This window comes from Glycomyces tenuis DSM 44171, assembly GCF_000427885.1.
Taxonomy (GTDB): domain Bacteria; phylum Actinomycetota; class Actinomycetes; order Mycobacteriales; family Micromonosporaceae; genus Glycomyces; species Glycomyces tenuis.
Genome location: NZ_ATYW01000025.1, coordinates 1 through 18,157 on the forward strand (window position 1 = coordinate 1; position 18,157 = coordinate 18,157).

Annotated in this window: 15 protein-coding genes; 10 read left to right on the forward strand and 5 right to left on the reverse strand. The window is 65.4% G+C overall.

Translation table 11 applies throughout. The features are described from left to right. Positions 1–2,666 (forward strand): FxSxx-COOH system tetratricopeptide repeat protein (gene fxsT, locus YWW_RS35345; protein ID WP_081687681.1); only part of this gene is annotated, 2,666 nt, incomplete at its 5' end. A 177-nt stretch (positions 2,667–2,843) separates the two neighbouring features. On the opposite strand, the gene YWW_RS32330 is transcribed toward fxsT, so the two are convergent. From YWW_RS32330 to YWW_RS36555, 3 genes are read right to left on the reverse strand one after another with little or no spacing between them, the layout of a single operon-like run. After that, a complete protein-coding gene (locus tag YWW_RS32330) occupies positions 2,844–3,482 on the reverse strand; it encodes an RNA ligase family protein (RefSeq protein ID WP_051326192.1) in 639 nt (212 codons plus the stop codon). Next, entirely contained in the window at positions 3,479–4,336 is an 858-nt protein-coding gene (locus YWW_RS36550) for a TRM11 family SAM-dependent methyltransferase (RefSeq protein WP_035700093.1), read from the reverse strand. Before YWW_RS36550 ends, YWW_RS32330 begins: the two co-directional genes overlap by 4 nt. After that, positions 4,329–4,973, reverse strand: coding sequence for a hypothetical protein (locus YWW_RS36555; protein WP_162145984.1), 645 nt, complete (start codon positions 4,971–4,973; stop codon positions 4,329–4,331). Before YWW_RS36555 ends, YWW_RS36550 begins: the two co-directional genes overlap by 8 nt. A 385-nt stretch (positions 4,974–5,358) precedes the next feature. Here YWW_RS36555 and YWW_RS35350 point away from each other — a divergent pair, with 385 nt between their 5' ends. Then, entirely contained in the window at positions 5,359–6,537 is a 1,179-nt protein-coding gene (locus YWW_RS35350) for a pentapeptide repeat-containing protein (protein WP_081687683.1), read from the forward strand. Between the two features lie 69 nt (positions 6,538–6,606). Here the strand turns inward: YWW_RS35350 and YWW_RS0122485 are convergent, their stop codons facing one another. Next, positions 6,607–7,353 (reverse strand): hypothetical protein, encoded by a 747-nt coding sequence (locus YWW_RS0122485; protein WP_026931875.1) that lies wholly within the window; start codon positions 7,351–7,353, stop codon positions 6,607–6,609. Between the two features lie 481 nt (positions 7,354–7,834). Here YWW_RS0122485 and YWW_RS0122490 point away from each other — a divergent pair, with 481 nt between their 5' ends. The 8 genes from YWW_RS0122490 to YWW_RS32345 are packed head-to-tail and all read left to right on the forward strand — an operon-like array spanning position 7,835 to position 16,770. After that, positions 7,835–8,200 (forward strand): pilin, encoded by a 366-nt coding sequence (locus tag YWW_RS0122490; RefSeq protein WP_081687684.1) that lies wholly within the window; start codon positions 7,835–7,837, stop codon positions 8,198–8,200. Between the two features lie 5 nt (positions 8,201–8,205). After that, the gene (locus YWW_RS0122495; protein WP_026931877.1) at positions 8,206–9,924 is read left to right on the forward strand and encodes a TrbL/VirB6 family protein; all 1,719 of its coding nucleotides are present in this window, start codon (positions 8,206–8,208) and stop codon (positions 9,922–9,924) included. Continuing rightward, the gene (locus YWW_RS0122500; protein WP_026931878.1) at positions 9,921–10,805 is read left to right on the forward strand and encodes a PrgI family protein; all 885 of its coding nucleotides are present in this window, start codon (positions 9,921–9,923) and stop codon (positions 10,803–10,805) included. The genes YWW_RS0122495 and YWW_RS0122500 overlap by 4 nt, the downstream gene beginning before the upstream one ends. After that, the gene (locus tag YWW_RS0122505; protein ID WP_051326193.1) at positions 10,802–12,547 is read left to right on the forward strand and encodes a VirB4 family type IV secretion system protein; all 1,746 of its coding nucleotides are present in this window, start codon (positions 10,802–10,804) and stop codon (positions 12,545–12,547) included. Before YWW_RS0122500 ends, YWW_RS0122505 begins: the two co-directional genes overlap by 4 nt. After that, positions 12,544–13,590: a M23 family metallopeptidase gene (locus YWW_RS0122510; protein WP_051326194.1), complete on the forward strand. Its 1,047-nt coding sequence runs from the start codon at positions 12,544–12,546 to the stop codon at positions 13,588–13,590. Before YWW_RS0122505 ends, YWW_RS0122510 begins: the two co-directional genes overlap by 4 nt. Beyond that, positions 13,587–14,021, forward strand: a complete 435-nt coding sequence (locus YWW_RS36180) for a hypothetical protein (protein ID WP_155830335.1) — start codon at positions 13,587–13,589, stop codon at positions 14,019–14,021. Before YWW_RS0122510 ends, YWW_RS36180 begins: the two co-directional genes overlap by 4 nt. Continuing rightward, a complete protein-coding gene (locus YWW_RS32340) occupies positions 14,018–15,943 on the forward strand; it encodes a type IV secretory system conjugative DNA transfer family protein (RefSeq protein WP_051815776.1) in 1,926 nt (641 codons plus the stop codon). The genes YWW_RS36180 and YWW_RS32340 overlap by 4 nt, the downstream gene beginning before the upstream one ends. After that, positions 15,940–16,770, forward strand: a complete 831-nt coding sequence (locus tag YWW_RS32345) for a replication-relaxation family protein (RefSeq protein ID WP_155830336.1) — start codon at positions 15,940–15,942, stop codon at positions 16,768–16,770. The genes YWW_RS32340 and YWW_RS32345 overlap by 4 nt, the downstream gene beginning before the upstream one ends. 237 nt (positions 16,771–17,007) lie before the next feature. On the opposite strand, the gene YWW_RS36185 is transcribed toward YWW_RS32345, so the two are convergent. Further along, positions 17,008–18,081: a pentapeptide repeat-containing protein gene (locus YWW_RS36185; protein WP_155830337.1), complete on the reverse strand. Its 1,074-nt coding sequence runs from the start codon at positions 18,079–18,081 to the stop codon at positions 17,008–17,010. Positions 18,082–18,157 lie beyond the last annotated feature (76 nt).

Sequence of the window (18,157 nt, forward strand, 5' to 3'; positions counted from 1 at the left end):
CCATCCCTACTCTGGCTGCCGCCCGTCAAGACCGCGCCGTCGACAAGCAACTGGCTCAGGCGCTCAATGACGGCGGCGGCTCGGTCTGTCTAATCCTCTCGGGTATGGGGGGAGTCGGCAAGACCCAGATCGCCGCAAACTACGCCCTAGACCAATGGAGTCAGCTCGAGGTCAACCTCCTGGTCTGGGTTAACGCCAGCAGCCGCGACACGATCCTCGCCGCGTTCGCGCAGGCGGGCACCGAAGTATGCGGAGCAGACGCATCGGATAGCCATCGAGCCACGCGAACGTTCCTGGCGTGGCTGGCGCAACCCGAGGCACCCCGCTGGTTGATCGTGCTTGACAACCTCACCGACCCGGGCGACCTGAACGAACTTTGGCCCCCAACCAGCCAGCGCGGAGGCACTATTGTGACCACCCGCCGCAGGGACGCCGCACTCGAGGGCGCCCACCGCACCCTGATCGAAGTCGACTTGTTCACACCGGAAGAAGCCCGCCAATATCTCATCGGAAGGCTCAAGGGCAACCCCATCCGCCTGGAACAAGCCACCGCGCTCGCGGCCGACCTAGGGCACCTACCGCTGGCGCTGGCGCAGGCTGCAGCCTACATACTGGACCAACCAGGTCTGACCTGCGCCGCATATCAAGGCCTTCTCGCTGACCACACTATCAGGCTCGATGATCTCAGCCCAGATGCTCTTCCCGACGGGTATCCCAGGTCAGTCGACGCGGCTTGGTCGCTGTCGATCGAGGCTGCCAACGGTGATGAGCCCTATGGCCTGGCAATGGGGTTGCTTCGCGTAGCCAGTCTGCTTGATCCTGCTGGAATCCCAGCCGACCTGTTCACTTGCGGAATCATATTTGATGAGCTGTGGGCTTTCATGTCTACCGGATCACTGCATGATCCAAAGAGAGCGAATTTCTTCGTCTCCCGGGACATAACCAGGGGCCTCGGACGACTCCACCGTTTGGGCCTCATCGACTTCGACGGCCAGCTCGTGCGAATCCACGCCTTGATCCAACGTTCAATTCGTGACAAGCTTGAATCCCAAGACCTCTCTAAATTGGCTAACATCGTAGCTGACGCGCTAATCGACATCTGGCCTGAACCCGAGGTTGCTCGATCAACAAGCGCGCTATTGCGTTCGAACGTCGACCATCTTCGGTACAACTGCGAACCGGACCTGCTAGAGCGCGCGCACCCTCTCCTGATTCGGCAAGGCGACAGCCTCGGGATACAAGGCCAGGTCAGCAGTGCAGCTGCATATTTCGAGCAGCTCAGCCAAGAGTGTCTCCGTCAACTCGGGCCCGAGCATGGCTTCACTTTGGAAGTTCGCCATCGCCACGCCCACTGGTTGGGTGAGTCAGGGAGCGCAACGGCTGCCTCGAACAAGTTCCGAATGCTATACCAGATCCGATCGAAGATCGATGGACCAACGCATCCAGATACCTTGCGCGCCCGGCACGGATTCGCTCGATGGACTGGCGAAAAGGGTGACCTGGCCACTGCGATCAGCGAGTTGGAAACCCTGCTGCAGCTGCGTCTTGAGATCCTTGGCCCAGACGACCCGGAAACCCTCACTGTCCGCCATGATCTCGCCTACTGGATCGGGCAATCCGGTAACCCAACTGGTGCGGTGGCGGCGTTCGGGACGGTTCTCGCCGAACGAGTACGCCTGCTTGGCCCGGATCACCTCACTACCCTAGCTGCGCGCCAGAATCTGGCGTACTGGATGGGTGAAGCCGGAGATCTGGAAGAGGCCACCGCAGCAACCGAGGAACTTCTAGACGATCGTATGCGAATACTCGGCCATGACCACCTCGATGTCCTGCTAACTAGGTCCACGCTCGCCCGATGGCGGGGACGGGCCGGAGAAGTTTCATCTGCCGTGCGCCTGAACGAGGAGCTCCTGGAAGACTGCCACCGCGTTCTCGGCCCGGATCATCCCTTCACGCTGACGACCCGGCACAACCTCGCCCATTGGCGAGGCGCAGCTGGCGATCCGTCTGCGGCCGTGGCCCAGACGGAGGACCTGCTCGCCGATCGAATCCGGATCTTGGGCCCGGACCACCCCGACACACTGCGGACCAGGCAGAATTTGGCCGTCTGGACAGGCGAAGCAGGCTATGTCGCTGACGCAATATCAGCTCTTGAGCAGGTGCTCCATGACGATCGCCGTGTCTTGGGAGAAGATCACCCCGAGACCCTTGCCACTCGTCACAATCTCGCCCGATGGCAAGGCAAATTCGGTGACAAGGAGCGTGCTATTGCCGCATTCGAAAAACTCCTACCCGACTTCGACAGGATACTCAAACCCGACCACCGCTACACAATCCTCGCACGCAATAATCTCGACCTATTGCTGAATGAAAGTCCCTGGGACGAAGAAGCCGATTACGAAGGCAACATTTCCGGCGGCCTTGCCAGCTCCGGATGGGTAAATACCGGCGGACTCGGATCTGGAAAACGTGGAAGCAACCCACAGGCGCCTTTCTTCCCAGCAGCCTCGCGGCGGACAGCCAGCAGGAGCACCAAGTCATTTAGCAGTTCAAAGCACTCGGAAAAGGAAGAAAACGGAGACAGCGAGGAGGAATCCCATCGAACGCAGCAAGAGACAGGCAACATATGGGGATACGTCAAACCAAAAGATGAACCCTACGCCTAACGACCTCGTGCATGGTTGTGATTGGCGTGCAACGGTTCCTTTGAAGATTTGAGCTCAGCTTAAGAAACCGGTCGAGCGGGCCAGGGAGCTGTCAAGAAATAACTCCTTGATCGCGTTCGCGTCGAGGACACCGGAATCCCTGCCTGTGGTGGAGGAGCGCGAGGTCGAAATCGAGGACTAATTCTTTGACAGCTCCTGCCCCCTCGCTGGCCCTCCTGTGCGACTGAGCGGCACAGTGAACCGCACCGATGGAGCGTGCGCGGAGGCGATCACGAGGCCTTCGGCCCGCTGCCCGAACACCGCGAGCGAACCGGTGCTCTGCAATGTCCGTAGTGCCGTATCGACTGCTTGGGGCAGTCGAGGGCCGGGTACGCGGGCCAGGACCGGCACCACCTCGACGGCCTCCGGCAGGCCCTCGGGCAGTTTGGTCCAGCGTTCGGCATCGAACAGGGCCCAACGACGTTCGTCGAGCCCGTAGGCGCGTTGAATGCCCTGGCCGTACCACTCGCCCCGGTGCAGGCCCGGCCCGAGGCCGACCAGCGGCGCCGCGTGCTCACGGACCCAGGCCCGGAATCCGAAGTTGTCCCGCTCATCGGTCAGCCACCGCAGTCGGGATGCCGCCCGGAGCATCCATCGTTTCCCGCCCACGGTGACGCTGATGGCTCCCTCGGGAACCGCCCTCGCCGCATCGATCTCGGTAACGGCAAGGGCTACATGCGTCCCGTCGATCTTCTCGCTGATCAGGAATGGCGCATTGAATTCCGCCGGGCGCGGCCATGCGGGTACCGTCTCCTCCTTTCCTACCTGCCCGCTCATGCCGGCCGCCGAAACACCAGGACGTCCTCGTGCGCCCGAACGAACGCACGGCGACCCGCTGCGATACTGCGACGGACATAGGCCGGGTGGAAGAACGTCACATGCGGATGCAGCACCTCGCCGTCCCAGCGGGCCAAGAGCGCCGCGCGCCGGTCGGTATAGACGAACCCGGCGGCCTCGGCGGCAGCGATGACCAGCGCCGGGAAGTCGACCAGCACGCCCTTGTCGGTATACGGCCGTGCGGTGATGACCAGGTGCCCACCCACGCGGAGCGCGGTATGGCATCCGGTGAAGACCGATTCCAGCCCGCGCTGCATCCGCTGCAGGGAGCTGCCACGAGCGAGCTGACCCGGATGCGGTTTGCCGGTGGCGTAGCGGTTCGCGCGGCGCACGATCTTCCCTCCCGTCTCCCGCGCCGTCGCCACACGGCCGTGCACGACCGGCCCGTACGGCGGGCTCGTGACGACCAGATCGACCGGGAGCGACACTTGTCGCTCGGTGAGCGCCTGGTGCAGTTCGGTCGCATCGGCGCAGAACACCTTCCCGGCCACACCTGGATACGCTTTGCGGGCACAGGCGACGTTGGCACGGGCGAGGTCGACCCATTCGCGCTCGCAGTCGAGGCCGAGCGCGCCTCGTCCGATGCGGATCGCCTCGACCAGGACCGTGCCGATCCCGCACATGGGGTCAAGCACGATCTCCCCAGGCGATGAGTAGTGTTTGATCATCGCGCGGGCGATATGCGGCCACATCTTCGCCGGATGCGCCGTCCCGGCCTCGGTATAGAGCCCATCGCGCTGGCGACGGGGCTGGACTTGACCGGTTGCCCAGATCGAAGTGGTAAACCTAGCCATGGGTACCACCGGCCTCGGCCCGAGCCGTCTTGCGCCAGAGGACGACGTCGAAGTGCCGTGCTCCGGCTCGGCGTCGGTGATCGGATTGGACGGTGCACCCTTCGGCTGAGGCGACGGCGGCGTCGAACCCGATCGGCGCGGTGGCCACGATATGCCCGGCGAAGGCGAGGCCGAGGGTCTCGGGTGTGTCCTCGTCCCCGTCTTCAATCGGCGTGGTGCGGGGTCGGGACAGGTGCGCCAGGCGGGCTTGGGCCGCCTGCCCTTGGCCGACGAGGGCCAAGATGCCATCCGGCCGCAGGGCTCCGGCAGCGGCGGCCAGTGCCCCCTCGCATTGGAGAAGCCAGGTCGAGGCGATCACGAGCCTGGTGCGAGCGTCGATCGCGCCGAGGCGGGTCGCGAGGCTTCCGGCACCGACCGGCTGGAGACGGGCCAAGCCGCGCTTGGCCCCGGCGATCGAGGCGAGCGCTGCGGTGGCGGCGGCTCGGTCGCGGGTGAAGACCACGGCGTGACGGGCCGAGCGCGGGATGGCCTCCCAACCAGGTAGGTCGACGGTGATGATCGGACCGCGAGCGGGTCGAAGCTCTCCCAGGAGCGCGGCGACCAAGCCGGCGGCGTCGGCGACTTGCCAGACGCTCAAAGGCACGTCGAGTGTGCCGTAGCGGGCCACGTCAACGCGGCGGTTTCGGTGGTGTTCGGTCACGGTTGACGTCCCACCGGACATTGTTCAATCCAGGCTCTACCCGATAAGAACATCGAGTAGTCGGCTCCTGGTCGCCTGGTAGCCGGGGGTAGCCGCCAGTAGTCGGCAGTAACCGACGGAGCCATGCGCTCCTGAGATGGGCGCTGCGTTCGAAGCGCTTCTCGCCAGCGTTAAACGGTGAAGACCGGCTTGGCCCGTCACCGACACGTTGACGCCAGCGGCGCGACCAGCCCTACTGCTCATCGTCTACGCCCAAGCGGCAACTTCCCATCGAGCGAATGCATGGGCGGCGGCCGCGTAGTCTGTGCGGCACACTGATCGTATGAGCGACAGGAAGAACCGCAAGCTGCCCTCCTCGTGGACTCCGTGGGTCGCGGCGATCTGCATAGCTTTCGTGCTCGCCGCGGTCTGGATCTGGGTTACAGTCGATCCGCTCTCGATCACAGCAAGGGCCGAAAGGCTCGACGCACTACAGACAACCTTCACCATCTGGTTCGGGCTCGGTGGGTTGGCGACACTCGTTCTGTTTGCTCGGCGCCAATGGCTCCAGGAACGTATTCACGAGCATCAGCAGGCTGTTGCTCACGATGCTCGCCACGACGCCGAGCAGAAAAGAATCACCGAACAGTTCGTGCAGGCGATCGAACAGCTTGGTCACGAGAAAGCCCCCGTCCGGCTCGGCGGCCTCTATGCGCTCGATCGCCTCGGACGTGAGCACCCAAGTCAACGCAGAGAAATTATCGAAATCTGGACCGCCTACCTCCGACGGCGGGTCGTCCTCCCGCCCCAGCAACTCAACGCCGTCTACAACAACATCGATTTCCTCGACCCGTTTAGCGAATCAGCAGAATCAGACAGTGAAGCCTTCGACGAGCATGAGGTTCGGATAGCTGCCCAAGGCCTAATTATCAGTCATTTCAAGGATCCACGACCCTCTGAAGAACGTGATGAGACCCCACCCCCGGAATCCGAGGAGTTTTGGGATATACATGAGATTAACCTCGGCGGTGCTCTTCTTTCGTATGTCGACTTTTCTAATTGTTGGTTGCCATTGTTCTTCGGCACAAGGGCAACGTTTCTTGGAGTCACCGATTTTACCAATGCGAGGTTCGCAAGTACGGCAGTATTTGTTGGCGCCCGTTTCAAAGGCGATGCCAAATTTACCCGGTCCAGCTTTGGCGGATATGGGCAATTCGGTGGGGCTCGATTCGAAGGATTCGCGACGTTTTCTGAGTCGATTTTCAAGCAGCATGCCAACTTCAGGGATGTGGAACTTGATGGCGAGATGTCTTTCGGAGGATCTCACTTCCACAGCACCTTTGAATTCACCGGGTTGCAGTATAGCCTAGAATCAAGAATTGACATGGCCGACGTCGGCACAACTCACGAACGGTCTCGGGCACAACCTGCCATACTGCCAACTGGCTGGATCTCGCAACAAGAGGACGGGTCACGACGACTGGTGCGTGACCCGGAAAGAACCGATCATCCTGTGCAGTGAGAATGCGACCCTGTGTCTATCAAGATCCAGGTGATGAGGCGATGATGTAGATAGTAACGAATAGCCAGCTCAACTACGCATCGTTTGATCTCGATCATTTCGCGTGTATCCCTGACCGGTGAGCCATTGGTATAGTTGCAGTTCGCCGATGCGTCGTTCCTTCCTCGCCTTCGGGACTGCGAGTTTGTGTCCGTCGGCAGATCGCTTGACCGTGTGGCGGTCGAACCGCGTCTCCAGGATGAGACTTGCCTGCAGTTTGGTGATGATGCCTTGACTAATAGCGTCGGTGAGAATGAGATCGACGTGCTGATACTGGTCGGGTGGCGGGTGTGATTCGTAGACGGCTGAGCACATCGCCTGCTGGTATTGCTTAAGTTCGATGGCCCACCGTCGGGCGTTGATGTAGGCAGCCTGACAAAGCCTGGCGCAGATTTGCGGTCTGGTCGTGTCGACAGTCTCGATGGATTCGAGGAAGGCGCTGATGGCGGCGCTTTCGAGATCGTCTCGGATGTCGATGTTCGGCGCGTGATACCGGGCGCGGGTCACGGCGCGCTTCAGCCCGCGGATGGCGATCCCGGCCGCAATGACCCCCCATTCATCGTTCGTGGCCTGGGCGAGCCGCACGAGGCTCGCCCAGACGCCGTCCTTGACGACCAGCGGCGTTCGCTCGTCGGTGAGGATATCGGTGAGTTCTGGCAGTTCGATCGGCCCGGGTCGAAGCTCGGTGGTATAGCCGCCCCAGAAGATGGCCTTGTCCGGTCCCCAGGCATGACGCAGGTAGGCGTGCTCGACGCGCTCTAGTGGTGACAGTTGCATGGTGACGCTTCCTTTTCGTCGGGACTCCCGTGCGGGAATCGTTGCTTTCAGGAAGACCGACTACTCGGTTACCCGTCAACTCCCGCGACTGCTGGTGACTACCACACCCGGTTACCTCCGACGACTTTCAGCGTGCGGGTAGTCGGCTACCCGCGGGCATCGATGCAGGGTAGTCGCTGGTAGCCGGTGTCTTTGGTTGTGCCTGAATGTCCTTTTGCAATTCTGGTAGCCGCTTGGTAGTCGACTACTAGACGTCGATTGTTCGCAGTAGTCGATTACTCGATGTTCTTACCTATTGAGTCAGTCGCATGGGTGCTGACTTGGGTTCTCGCCGGTGCGGGTGCGATCCAGTCTCTGTGTATTGCAGCCGAGCCTTCGAGGAGGTGATGTCCCTCGGGCATTGCCCCAATCCGGCGAGCCCCGGCCGACCCGGCCGATGGCCGGGTCGGCCTTCACAAGGAACGTCGATGGAGGTGCTGCGATGTATTCGCCGAAAGCACCGGTGCGCCGCAAAACCGCATGCAGGCGCTGTCTAACCGTGGCTGCTGGAATCGCCGCCGGAATCGCCTTGATGCTGCTGGTGCCGGACATGGCCCTGGCGCAGGAGGACGATCCGACCGAGCGCATCAGGTCGGTGCTGACGAACATCCGGAACTGGATCGTCGGCATCGCCGCGGTCCTGGTGATCGTCATGCTCACTATCGCGGGAGTCCGGTATCTGCTCGCCTCTGATCCGGGCGAGACCGAGCGCGCGAAAACCGCACTGCGAGCGGCGGCGATCGGGTTCGCGATCATCCTCCTCGCGCCGTTCCTGGTCGCGATCCTGCAACAGATTCTGGCCGGGTGAGTGCGATGATCGAGGACCTTTGGAACGACCTTCTCGCCGGAATATTCGATTCCCTGTGGGAGATCAAAGCCCAGTTGTGGGACACCGTCTCGGGCATGTATTTCGAGACCCTGTACTCGTATTTTTCAGACTCGGCCGGCCCCATGACCGATGCATTCTCGGCGCTGGTGATGGCCTCGTATGTCGGTATCGTCGTGGCCGCAGGTGCCATCCTGCTCGCCCGCGAGACGTTGCAGACGAAGTATTCGCTCCGCGAGCTCCTTCCTCGCCTGGTCATCGCCATTCTGCTGGTCGGGTTGGTTAAGGAGATCACCTGGCAGGTGTATTCGAACTCGCTGCTGCTGGCCGACGCGTTCACGCTCTCCGACCGGGTGCGGTATGTGACGTGCGAGAACTACCCCGATGGGTCGGCGCAGCCGATCGATCCGGCCGATTGCGTCGGCCACGAGGCGGTGATGCGCTCCGAGTTCGCCAATCACGCCTTCATGGTCGCGACCGGGCCCGGCGTCGATGGTCCGGTGGGGCTGTTCGATATCGGCATGCAGCTGGTGTCGATCTGGATCTACCTGTTGCTGCTGTTGATCTTCCTGTTGCGGAATATCGCGTGGTTCTGCGTGCTCATCATCGCGCCGATGGCGCTGGCATGCCATGCGCTGCCGCAGACCGAGCGGTTCGCGCACTACTGGTGGCGGCTGCTGGGAGCCTGCCTGGCCTCCTCGCTCGGGCAATGCGCGCTGATCTGGGTCTATCACCAGCTCGACGGCACCTTCGGCGAGCAGTACGAGGAGAAGTACGCCGATGACTACCACATCCAGCTGTTCTACCTGATCTTGATCGCGTGGCTGATGTGGAAGCTGCACAAGGCCGCATTCCAGCTCGCCCGCGGCAAGACGGTCAAAGTGCCGGGTTCGCATTTCCTGCAGTACCTGCTGTTGAACCGGCTGATGAACGGACGCTCGAAGTCGCGCTATTCGGGCAGGCGGCATCGTTCCCGACGTCGCGGCGACGGTGAGAGCGACGACGATGCCGGTGGTGGCAGTCGGAACGGTTCACATCAGCGGCCGATCCGCCGTTATCCGGAGTCGGACGGTCTGCAAGCCTGGCTGCGGTTCCGTCGCGATGTCGACGACCCACAGCGAGGCCGTGCGAACCACGCCGGCAACGCCGAGGCTCCTGGCCTAGTGACACGGTCGGGCTCGGCGATGGGAGACCCTGACAGGACCTTCCGCCCGACCGGTCCGGTGCCGAATCCATCTGAGGTTGCCGATCGGATCGAGACCCGCCGCCGGGTCGAGGCGAGTGAAGCGGCCCGGCAGCAGATCGAGCAGGTGCCTGACCGGGCACTGGCCGACCACGACGAGTTCCAGCGCCGGGCCGCGGGCTTCCACGCGCACCGCGGGGAGGTCGCCCGCCGTGCCGCCCGCGACCGAGGCGCGGTCCGCAAGCGGGACCGCAGAGCGGATGCGGCCGACGCGCTCGGCGACGTGCCACGCGGCGATCTGCGCGCCTCGCACGCTGGGGCCTGGACCGGTGGCGAACCGATGCCGCGCCGCGCCGAGACACGCCCGCGCCCGCGGCAGTGGACCAAAGACACGTTCCACCTCGGCGATGGTGGCACACCGTACGCCCCACGAATCGATCGTGACCTGGCCGCCGAGGTCCGCACCAAGTCCAGCCGCGAGGCTGAAGCGGACGGTGGCGACGCGGGTGGTGAGCGGTCATGACCCGCAGTGTTCCCGTCCCCGCCGACATCGACCTGGCCGACCGGGTGCTGTGGGGCTTGACGGTCCGGCAGGTGGCCGTGCTGGCACCGGTCGCCCTCGGGCTGCTCGCGGCCTGGCGGTCCCTGCTGGGCACCGTCCCGATCCTGGTCCTCCTGATCGCCACCGCCCCGATCGCCTCGTCCGCCCTCGCTTTGGCGTTGGTGAAGGTCGACGCAGTCGGGCTCGACCGTCTCGCCTGGGCCGCCGTCCGCGGCACCCGGGGGCGTGTTGCCGCTGGAGCACCGACCCCGGAGGCGCGATCGGTCCTGGCCGCGATATTCGGGCGATCCGGGCGGGGCGAGGTGCGTCCGGTGACCGGCCCGGTTCGCCGAGTCCGTACGGACGGGGTGGTAGACCTCGGCTCGGCCGGGTCGTCGATCGGCATCGACGTCGGGTTCGTCAACTTCACGCTGCGTTCATCGGCCGAGCAGGCCGCACTCGTGGGGGCCTTCGCCCGGCTGCTCAACAGCGTGGATGCCCACATTCAGGTCCAGGTCACCTCGCGCCCGGTCGACCTGTCCGGCCACCTCCAGGCTCAGGTTGAACGCACCGCCCGCCTCGCCGATCCACGGTTGGCCGCCGCCGCTGCGGCGCACACGGCGTGGCTGGGTCGCCTGACCACCGGGCGGCGTCTGCTGCGCCGGGAGATCACCGTCGTCGCTCGCGCGTCCCGAGCTGAGGCCGCCGAATACGCCGCCCGCCAAGTAGAAGCCGCCGCCCAAGCCATGGGCGTGATCGCTACCCGGCTGGACGCGGCCGAATTGACCGCCCGATGCCGGTACGCGATCGACCCGTACGGCACGGCCTCTGCACGTATCGCCAGGAAGGAGCAATCATCATGAGCGCCAGTAAGACCAAGAACGGACTCCGGCGCAGTGGCCGGTCGTGGCCGGTTCCGGCCGAGATCTGGCCGGACAGCGCGGTGATCGAGGCGCGAAGGATGGCCGTCGGGGACGGGTTCGCGGCCGTGCTGGTCGTGACCGGCTATCCCGCGCAGTTGCCGTTGGGGTGGTTCGAGGTCCTGGTCGGCCAGCACGCCCGGGTCACCGTCGCCCTCCACCTCGACGGGGTCGCCGCCGAGGTCGCGGCCTCCCGACTGCACCGGCGCCGCACCCGGCTCGAGTCGGCGCGGTCGGATGCGGCGCATCGGGGTCGGCTCGATGATCCGGCCACGGATGCAGCGGCTGAGGACGCCGCCGAGCTGGCCGGGCGGATTGCCCGTGGCGAGACCCGCCTGCTGCGCCAGGCGGTCTATGTGACCGTCTACGCCGAGTCCAAGGACGCCCTGGACTTGGCGTGTGCGAAGGTCCGCTCCGGAGCCAGTGCGGCGCTGCTCGATGCGCGCCCGGCGACGTTCCGGCAGGTCCCTGGCCTGCTGGCGTGTACGCCGCTGGGCGTCGACGGCGTCGGCGCGGCCCGGACGGTCGATGTCGACACCGCCGCCGCCAGTTTTCCGTTCGCCTCGGCCGACGTGCCCGGCAGCGTCACCGAGGACGCGGTGTTGTGCGGGGTGAATCTGTTCTCCGGCGGCCCGGTCATGTGGGACCGCTGGAGTCTGGCGAACCACAACTCGGTCACCCTCGCCACCTCCGGGGCGGGAAAGTCCTATTTGACGAAGCTCGAATGTCTGCGCCAGCTCTACGGCGGGGCCGAGGTCGTCATCGTCGATCCCGAAGCCGAATACACCGCCCTGGCCGAGCACGTCGGCGGCCAGGTGATCGCACCCGGCAGGGCCGGGACTCGGCTGAACCCCCTCGCGCTCCCGGCCGATCCCGAGGTGGGAACCAACGAGCTGGGTCGGCGTCGCCTGTTCGCCACCACCGTGGTCGAGACGCTGCTCGCCGAACGGCTGACCTCGGCCGAGACCGCCGCTTTGCAGGCTGGCCTCGCCGACGCCTATATCGCTGCCGGCATCAGCGACAACGCGGCAACGTGGCGGCAACCGGCCCCGACCTTGTGCGACCTCGCCGACCACCTCGCCAGGCAGCGCGACGGGCAAGCACTGGCCGACCGGATGGCCCCCTACCTCGGGCCCGAATCGCTGTTCGCACCCGGCCCCGGCCCCGAAGCGCCTGCGCCGCTGCGTGTATTCGACCTGTCGGCGGTCAGTCCCGAACTGCTGCCGGTGGTCACCCTGGTGGTCCTCGACGACATATGGCGCGCCGTCCGTGCCGATGGGACGCGGCGCCTGGTGGTCGTCGACGAGGCGTGGAAACTCCTGCGGTCCGGTCGCAGCGCCGAGTGGCTGTCGACCCTCGCCAAATCGGCGCGCAAGCGCCTCGCGGGCCTCGCGGTGGTCACCCAAGACGTGGACGACGTCCTCGACTCCGCGCTGGGGCGCACGGTGATCGGCAACGCCGCCACCCAATATGTCGGCCGTCAGGCCCCGCAGGCGGTCGAGCCGGTCGCGAGAACGTTCGCGCTGACCGGGGCCGAGCGGGAACTGGTCGCCACCGCCGCCACCGGCGAGATGCTGCTGCTCTCGGGTGCCGTGCATGTGGCCTTCGCCGCGCTGGCCTCGCCCGAGGAGCACCGGCTGTGCCTGACCGGCGCTTCGGCCCTGACCGAAGGCGGCCGGTCATGAAGCGGCTGATCGGTTCAACTGCGGCTGTAGCGGTCGGGTTGTGCGTGTGGCTCGTGCTCGCCACCGCCTCGGGCGGTGGTCGCCACGCCTATCTGGCCGGTGGCGGCTGCTCGGTCGCGGATGCCGACCGGTTCGCGGTCGCCCGCGCCCTCGGCGACGCCTTCGGGCAGGTCCAGGCCCGGCACGCGATCGCGATCTGGCAGGTCGGCGCTGACCGCGGCCTGCCCGAACAGGCGATGGTCATCGCGATCACCACCGCCATCCAAGAAAGTGGCCTGCGGGTGCTGGCGAATCCGGCCGTCCCCGATTCCTACGACTACACGCATGACGGCGAGGGTTTCGACCACGATTCGGTGGGGCTGTTCCAGCAGAGGCAATCGTGGGGGCCGACCGAAGTGCTCATGGATCCCGAAGGGTCGGCCGGGCTGTTCTACGACAAGCTCGTCTCGATCGAGGGCTGGGAGTCCATGACGGTCGCTCAGGCGGCGCAAGCCGTCCAGGTCTCGGCCTTCCCCGACGCCTATGCCGCCCACGAGGACCAGGCACGGGCCGCGGTCGAGGCGATCGTGGACGGCTGTGTCGGCCAATGGGTCCACCCCACCCCGGGCGCGGGGATCGTCTCGGGGTGGCGCACCGATGCCCGACCTTCGCACAACGGTGTCGACCTCGGCGCCGCCCGCGGCGCTGCGATCCTAGCGGCCAGCGCGGGGGAGGTGGTCACCGTGGTGTGCAACGCCCATACCCCGGCCGGTCGTCAGCTCTCCTGCGATGTGGACGGCTCCCCGCAGATCATGGGCTGCGGCTGGTACGTCGAGATCGCCCACGCCCAGAACCTCTTGACGCGGTACTGCCATATGGGCCAGCGCCCGAGCGTCAATGTCGGTGAACAGGTGGCGACCGGCGATGTCCTCGGCTATGTCGGCTCCTCGGGCCGGTCTTCGGGCCCGCACTTGCACCTGGAGGTGCATAGGTCTCACAACCCCACGTTCGATACAGCGTTGAGCCCTCAGGAGTTCTTCTCTAGCAAGGGGATCAAGCTATGACTGTCCTCGATGGAGTCATACCAGACATAGAGGCGCTCGCCGATCCACGGCTCCGGGCAGCGGCCTTGGGAGTGGCGGCGATCGCCGTAGCGGTCTGTCTGGTCCGGATGGTACTGCATCGCCGGGATGCGCGTGCCGGGCGGCGCAGCGCCCGCCTGGTGGTCGTCGCCGCCCCGCCGGAGGTCGACCCCGACGGTGCGGTCCTGGCCTGGCGGCATCTGGCCCAGATCGAACGCAGCGCTTGGCGCCGGTTTTGGCGCGGCCAGCCGCATCTGGTCTTCGAGTACGCCTTCACCGGTCCCGGTCTGCAAGTGCGGATCTGGGTGCCCGGGACCGTGTCGGTGCCGGTCGTGCGCCACGCCCTTGCCGCCGCCTGGCCGGGTGCGGTCACGACCGTCATCAACGTCCACGAACAGGAGGAAGCGACATGAGCATCACCGCGGGCGGCAGGTTCACTCTTCGCCGGAGCGCGGTCGGGCTGCCATTGGTGCCCGAGCAGGCCGGTGACGGACTACGCGGCTTGATCGAGGCCGGGACCGGACCGCGCGAGGCTGACCGGGCGCTGGTGCAGTTCAGCGTCTGCCCGGCCAGCCGGAGACGGCTCCGCCGCGCTCGCAAGACCGCGCGCGGCCAACGCCGCGGCACCGGCCTGGCCGCAGGACTGCTCGACCTGGTCACCCCCGGACCCTCGCGGTCTACGAGGGCCAGCGTGGAGGAGCCGCGCTGGGTCACCGAGTGGCGCAGGCAGACCCAGGCCCGACTCGCCGAGGGCACGTTGTGGGAGGTCGGAGTGCGCTACGCGGCCACCGCCGCCTCCAAGAAGGCCGCCCATGAGCGCGCCGGGCAGGTGGCCGCAGCGCTCGGTGCGGTGCTCGGGCCCGCCTGGCAGCGCCGCCGATCCCGCCGCATCGAACGCGCCACGGCCGCCTGGGCGGCCCAGCACGGGCCGCTGATGACCTGCGGCGAGCTGGCCCAGATCGCGCACCTGCCGCACGATGCCGTGGTCCCGGCCCTGGAACGAGCCGGAGCGCGTCTGATTGCTCCGGTCCCGGCGACGCCGTCCGGCGGCCGGGGTACGAAGACGGTGGGGACCGCTTCGGCGACCGGCCGGAAGGTCTCCCTCGCCGCCGCCGACGCCCGCTACCACACCCACGTGGTGGGCTCGACCGGCTCGGGCAAATCCACGCTACTGCTCAATTTGATCCTGGCCGACATCCGCGACCGGCGCGCCGCGGTCCTCATCGACCCCAAAGGCGACTTGGTTCGCGACGTACTCGACCGGCTCGACCCGGCCCAGACCGCTGGACGCCTGGTCTTGATCGACCCTGACGAGAAGGGCGGGCATCGGCCTGGGCTGCCGCCGATCGATGCCGCCCCGGACACCGAGGCCGCCGAGGTCGCGATCGACCACTTCGTGGGCATCTGCCGCCGGATCTGGGAACGCCACTGGGGCCCCAGAGCCGACGACATCCTCCGCCAGGGTCTGCGCACCCAGGTATGGCTGAGCGACCAGTACTCCCGGAAAGAGGCCGAGAGACTGGTGGGCCTGGCGGGGTTGCCGACGCTCCTCGGTGACCCGGTCGCCCGTGCGCCGTTCATCGCCGATCTCGACGACCGTGAGATGATCCTGCGGGGTTTCTGGGCCTGGTTCGACGCACTGTCGGCCGGGATCCAATCACAGGCGCTCGGCCCGGTCCTCGCGCGGCTGCGAACGGTCCTGGGCCGGAGCTTCGTCCGCGAGACTATCGGCGCACCGGAAGCGAAAGCGTGCTTCGATCTCGCCCGCGCACTGGACCGGGGCGGGATCGTCCTTGCCCGGCTCCCCAAGGGGCAGCTCGGAGAAGACACCTCCAAACTGGTGGGCTCGATCCTGGTCGCCCGGGTCTGGCAGACCGTCCTGGGCCGCCAGAACGCACCCGAGCACGCCCGGCGGGACGCCTCGCTGTACATCGACGAGGCCCACAACTTCCTCAACCTGCCCGACTCGGTCGCCGACATGCTCGCCGAAGCCCGAGCGCTCGGGCTGTCGATGACCCTGGCGCACCAGCACATGGGCCAGCTCGACCGCGACCTCCAGTTCGCCGTGTCCGCGAACGCGCGCAACAAGGTCTACTTCACCACCAGCCCCGAGGACGCCCGGCTCCTGTCGCGGCACACCGTCCCGAACCTGGCCGAGCACGACATCGCCCATCTCGACCGGTACCAAGCCGCGGCCCGCCTCGTCGCAGACGGCCGGGAATTGCCCGCGTTCACCCTCGACACGCTCGGGCCCCCGCCGCCGCTGGGGAAGGCCCGGCAGGTACGCGCTCAAGCGGGCCGTTTTCCCGCCTTCACGGACGGGAGTGGCCGGTGACGCGACGCAAAAGCACCGATGTGGGCCTGGCCGGGCTGCGTCGACGCCTGACCGAGCGGGACTTCGCCATCATCGATCACCTGGCCCGGCACAAGGTCATGACCACGGCGATGCTCACCATGGTGTTCTTCACCGACCGGCGTCGTGCCTCGGCGCGGCTGTTGACCCTCACCGAACTCGGCGTGCTTTCCCGGACGCTCCTACCGGGCTCGGGATTGTGGCGATACACCCTCGGCTGGCACGGCCAGGTCATCTGGGCTCTCGAGCACGGTGAACGTCCCCCCACGAAGGCCGCAGCCGAGCTCGCCACCCATCAGATCACCTTCTCCTCGCAACTGGTCCATAAGGAGGCGGTGAACGCGTTCTTCGCCCGTCTCCACCACGCAGGCCGCAGTCACGGTTTCCGCCTCACCGAATGGTTGTCCGAAGCTGAGGCCGCGGCTGAGTTCGACGCGCTTCGCCCCGATGCGGCCGGAACCCTCACCTGGGACGACGGACGACAGTTGCGGTTCTGGTTCGAGCACGACCGAGGTACCGAGACCCTCACCCGGCTGTGCGCGAAGCTCGGACGCTACCCACATCGCCGTTCCATCCGCTTGACCACCGACCGGACCATCCTGATAGAGACTTGCGGGCCGCGTCGCCTGGCCGGCCTCCTCGACGCCGGAGTCGACACCAGCGACCTGGCCGCCGCCGTCGTCCTGTACGAACCGATCGATCCGGTGACCTGCACCGAACCCACCAGCGGTCGCCTGGTAGCCGAACGCCGCTGGCACCGCCTGAACGACTCTGGCCCGTCCATGCTCCTGGCCGACCTCGCCGAATAGCGTCCAGGCCGCCAAGGTGTCCGGCGGACGGGGTCCGGCACGCTGGATCCGGCAGAGCGTCCGGCACAGCCCCGTCCACCCCTACCGCTCCGCGTTCGCGCATACGCACAGGAAGCGGGCGGTTACCGGCCAGGAAACGAAGTCCGACAATATATTCCTCTCCCAAGCTGCTGGGGCGGCACGAGGCCGCTGCCTTTCCTTCGCCTCTCGCCCCTGACGCTGCCTCGGTTTCAGCCCTCATCGGGTAGGCAGCAACAGTCCATCGGGTGGACCGTCCGGGAACTCGTCGAATGTTGGCGGCACTGACCAATCAGCGACCTTCCGCATATCCACGATGGCGGGACCGAACTCAACTCCTCGAAAATCAACCTCAGCGCCTTCAAAGCACACCCCTTCAAAATCAACACGGCCGCTTCGGAATAGTGTTTTGAAACCGCGTCCAGCTTCGCCGAATTCTACTCTCCCTCCCGTAAAATCTGAACTTACGAAATTGTTGATTTCGAAATCAAAGCTTGCGCCATGGAAGATAACTGTTCCATCAGTGAACTGCGCGAGGGCAAATGTTGTAACCTGTCCTTTGAACTCAACTCCGGAAAAGTCGACAAAGCCACCGTTGAATTTGGATTTATGAAATCCCACGCCATCATGGAACTTTACTCCACCAAGGTAGATATGCCCTTCTGGGAAGCTCGCTCCGTTGAACAACACGTCTCCGAAGAAGGTAGCGTTGGCGAAGTTGATGTCGTCCAGCGTCGCGCCCATGAAGTTGAAATCGCACCAATGCCAGGTTTTTCCTTCGACAGGTTCAGCACAAAGCCGCTCGGCTATCACATCCAAGATGGCATGTCTGACTTGCTGTTCCTGGCGAACCTGCTTGTACTCCTTGACTTCTTCGTCAGTGGGTTTCTTACGCAGGCGAGGTGGGTCGTAGGGCATGCGCAAATAGGCACACAGGACATCCACACATGTCTGTCTTTCGACGTTCCAGTCGTCGGCAAGTCTGGCCATGGTGTACACTCCGGCGAGCCGATTCGCCGCCTGTTCGGAGGCGAGCTGTTCGGCCGCAGCAGTAAACCGTTCGTTGAACAATCGGGTGTCATCGCGGCGTTCGGCGGCCTCGTGAAGCCGCTGCCTCCGGTAGGCGATGGTGAGAGCGACGACGCCGCCGATGCCCGCAACGGCGTAGAACACCAGCCGGAGTACGTCAATGCGTACCTGGTCGTCATCGGCGCTGTATGAGGGCAGCGCGGGCGAGCCGGTGAACAGTACCCACAGCCCATAAGTGGCCGCGAGCGCGACCGTGATTACCACGGCAACGGCGAATGACAGGGATCGCCACCATGGCAGTCTCCTAGTAGCGAGCTCGCTTGCCCCTGACGACTCTAGG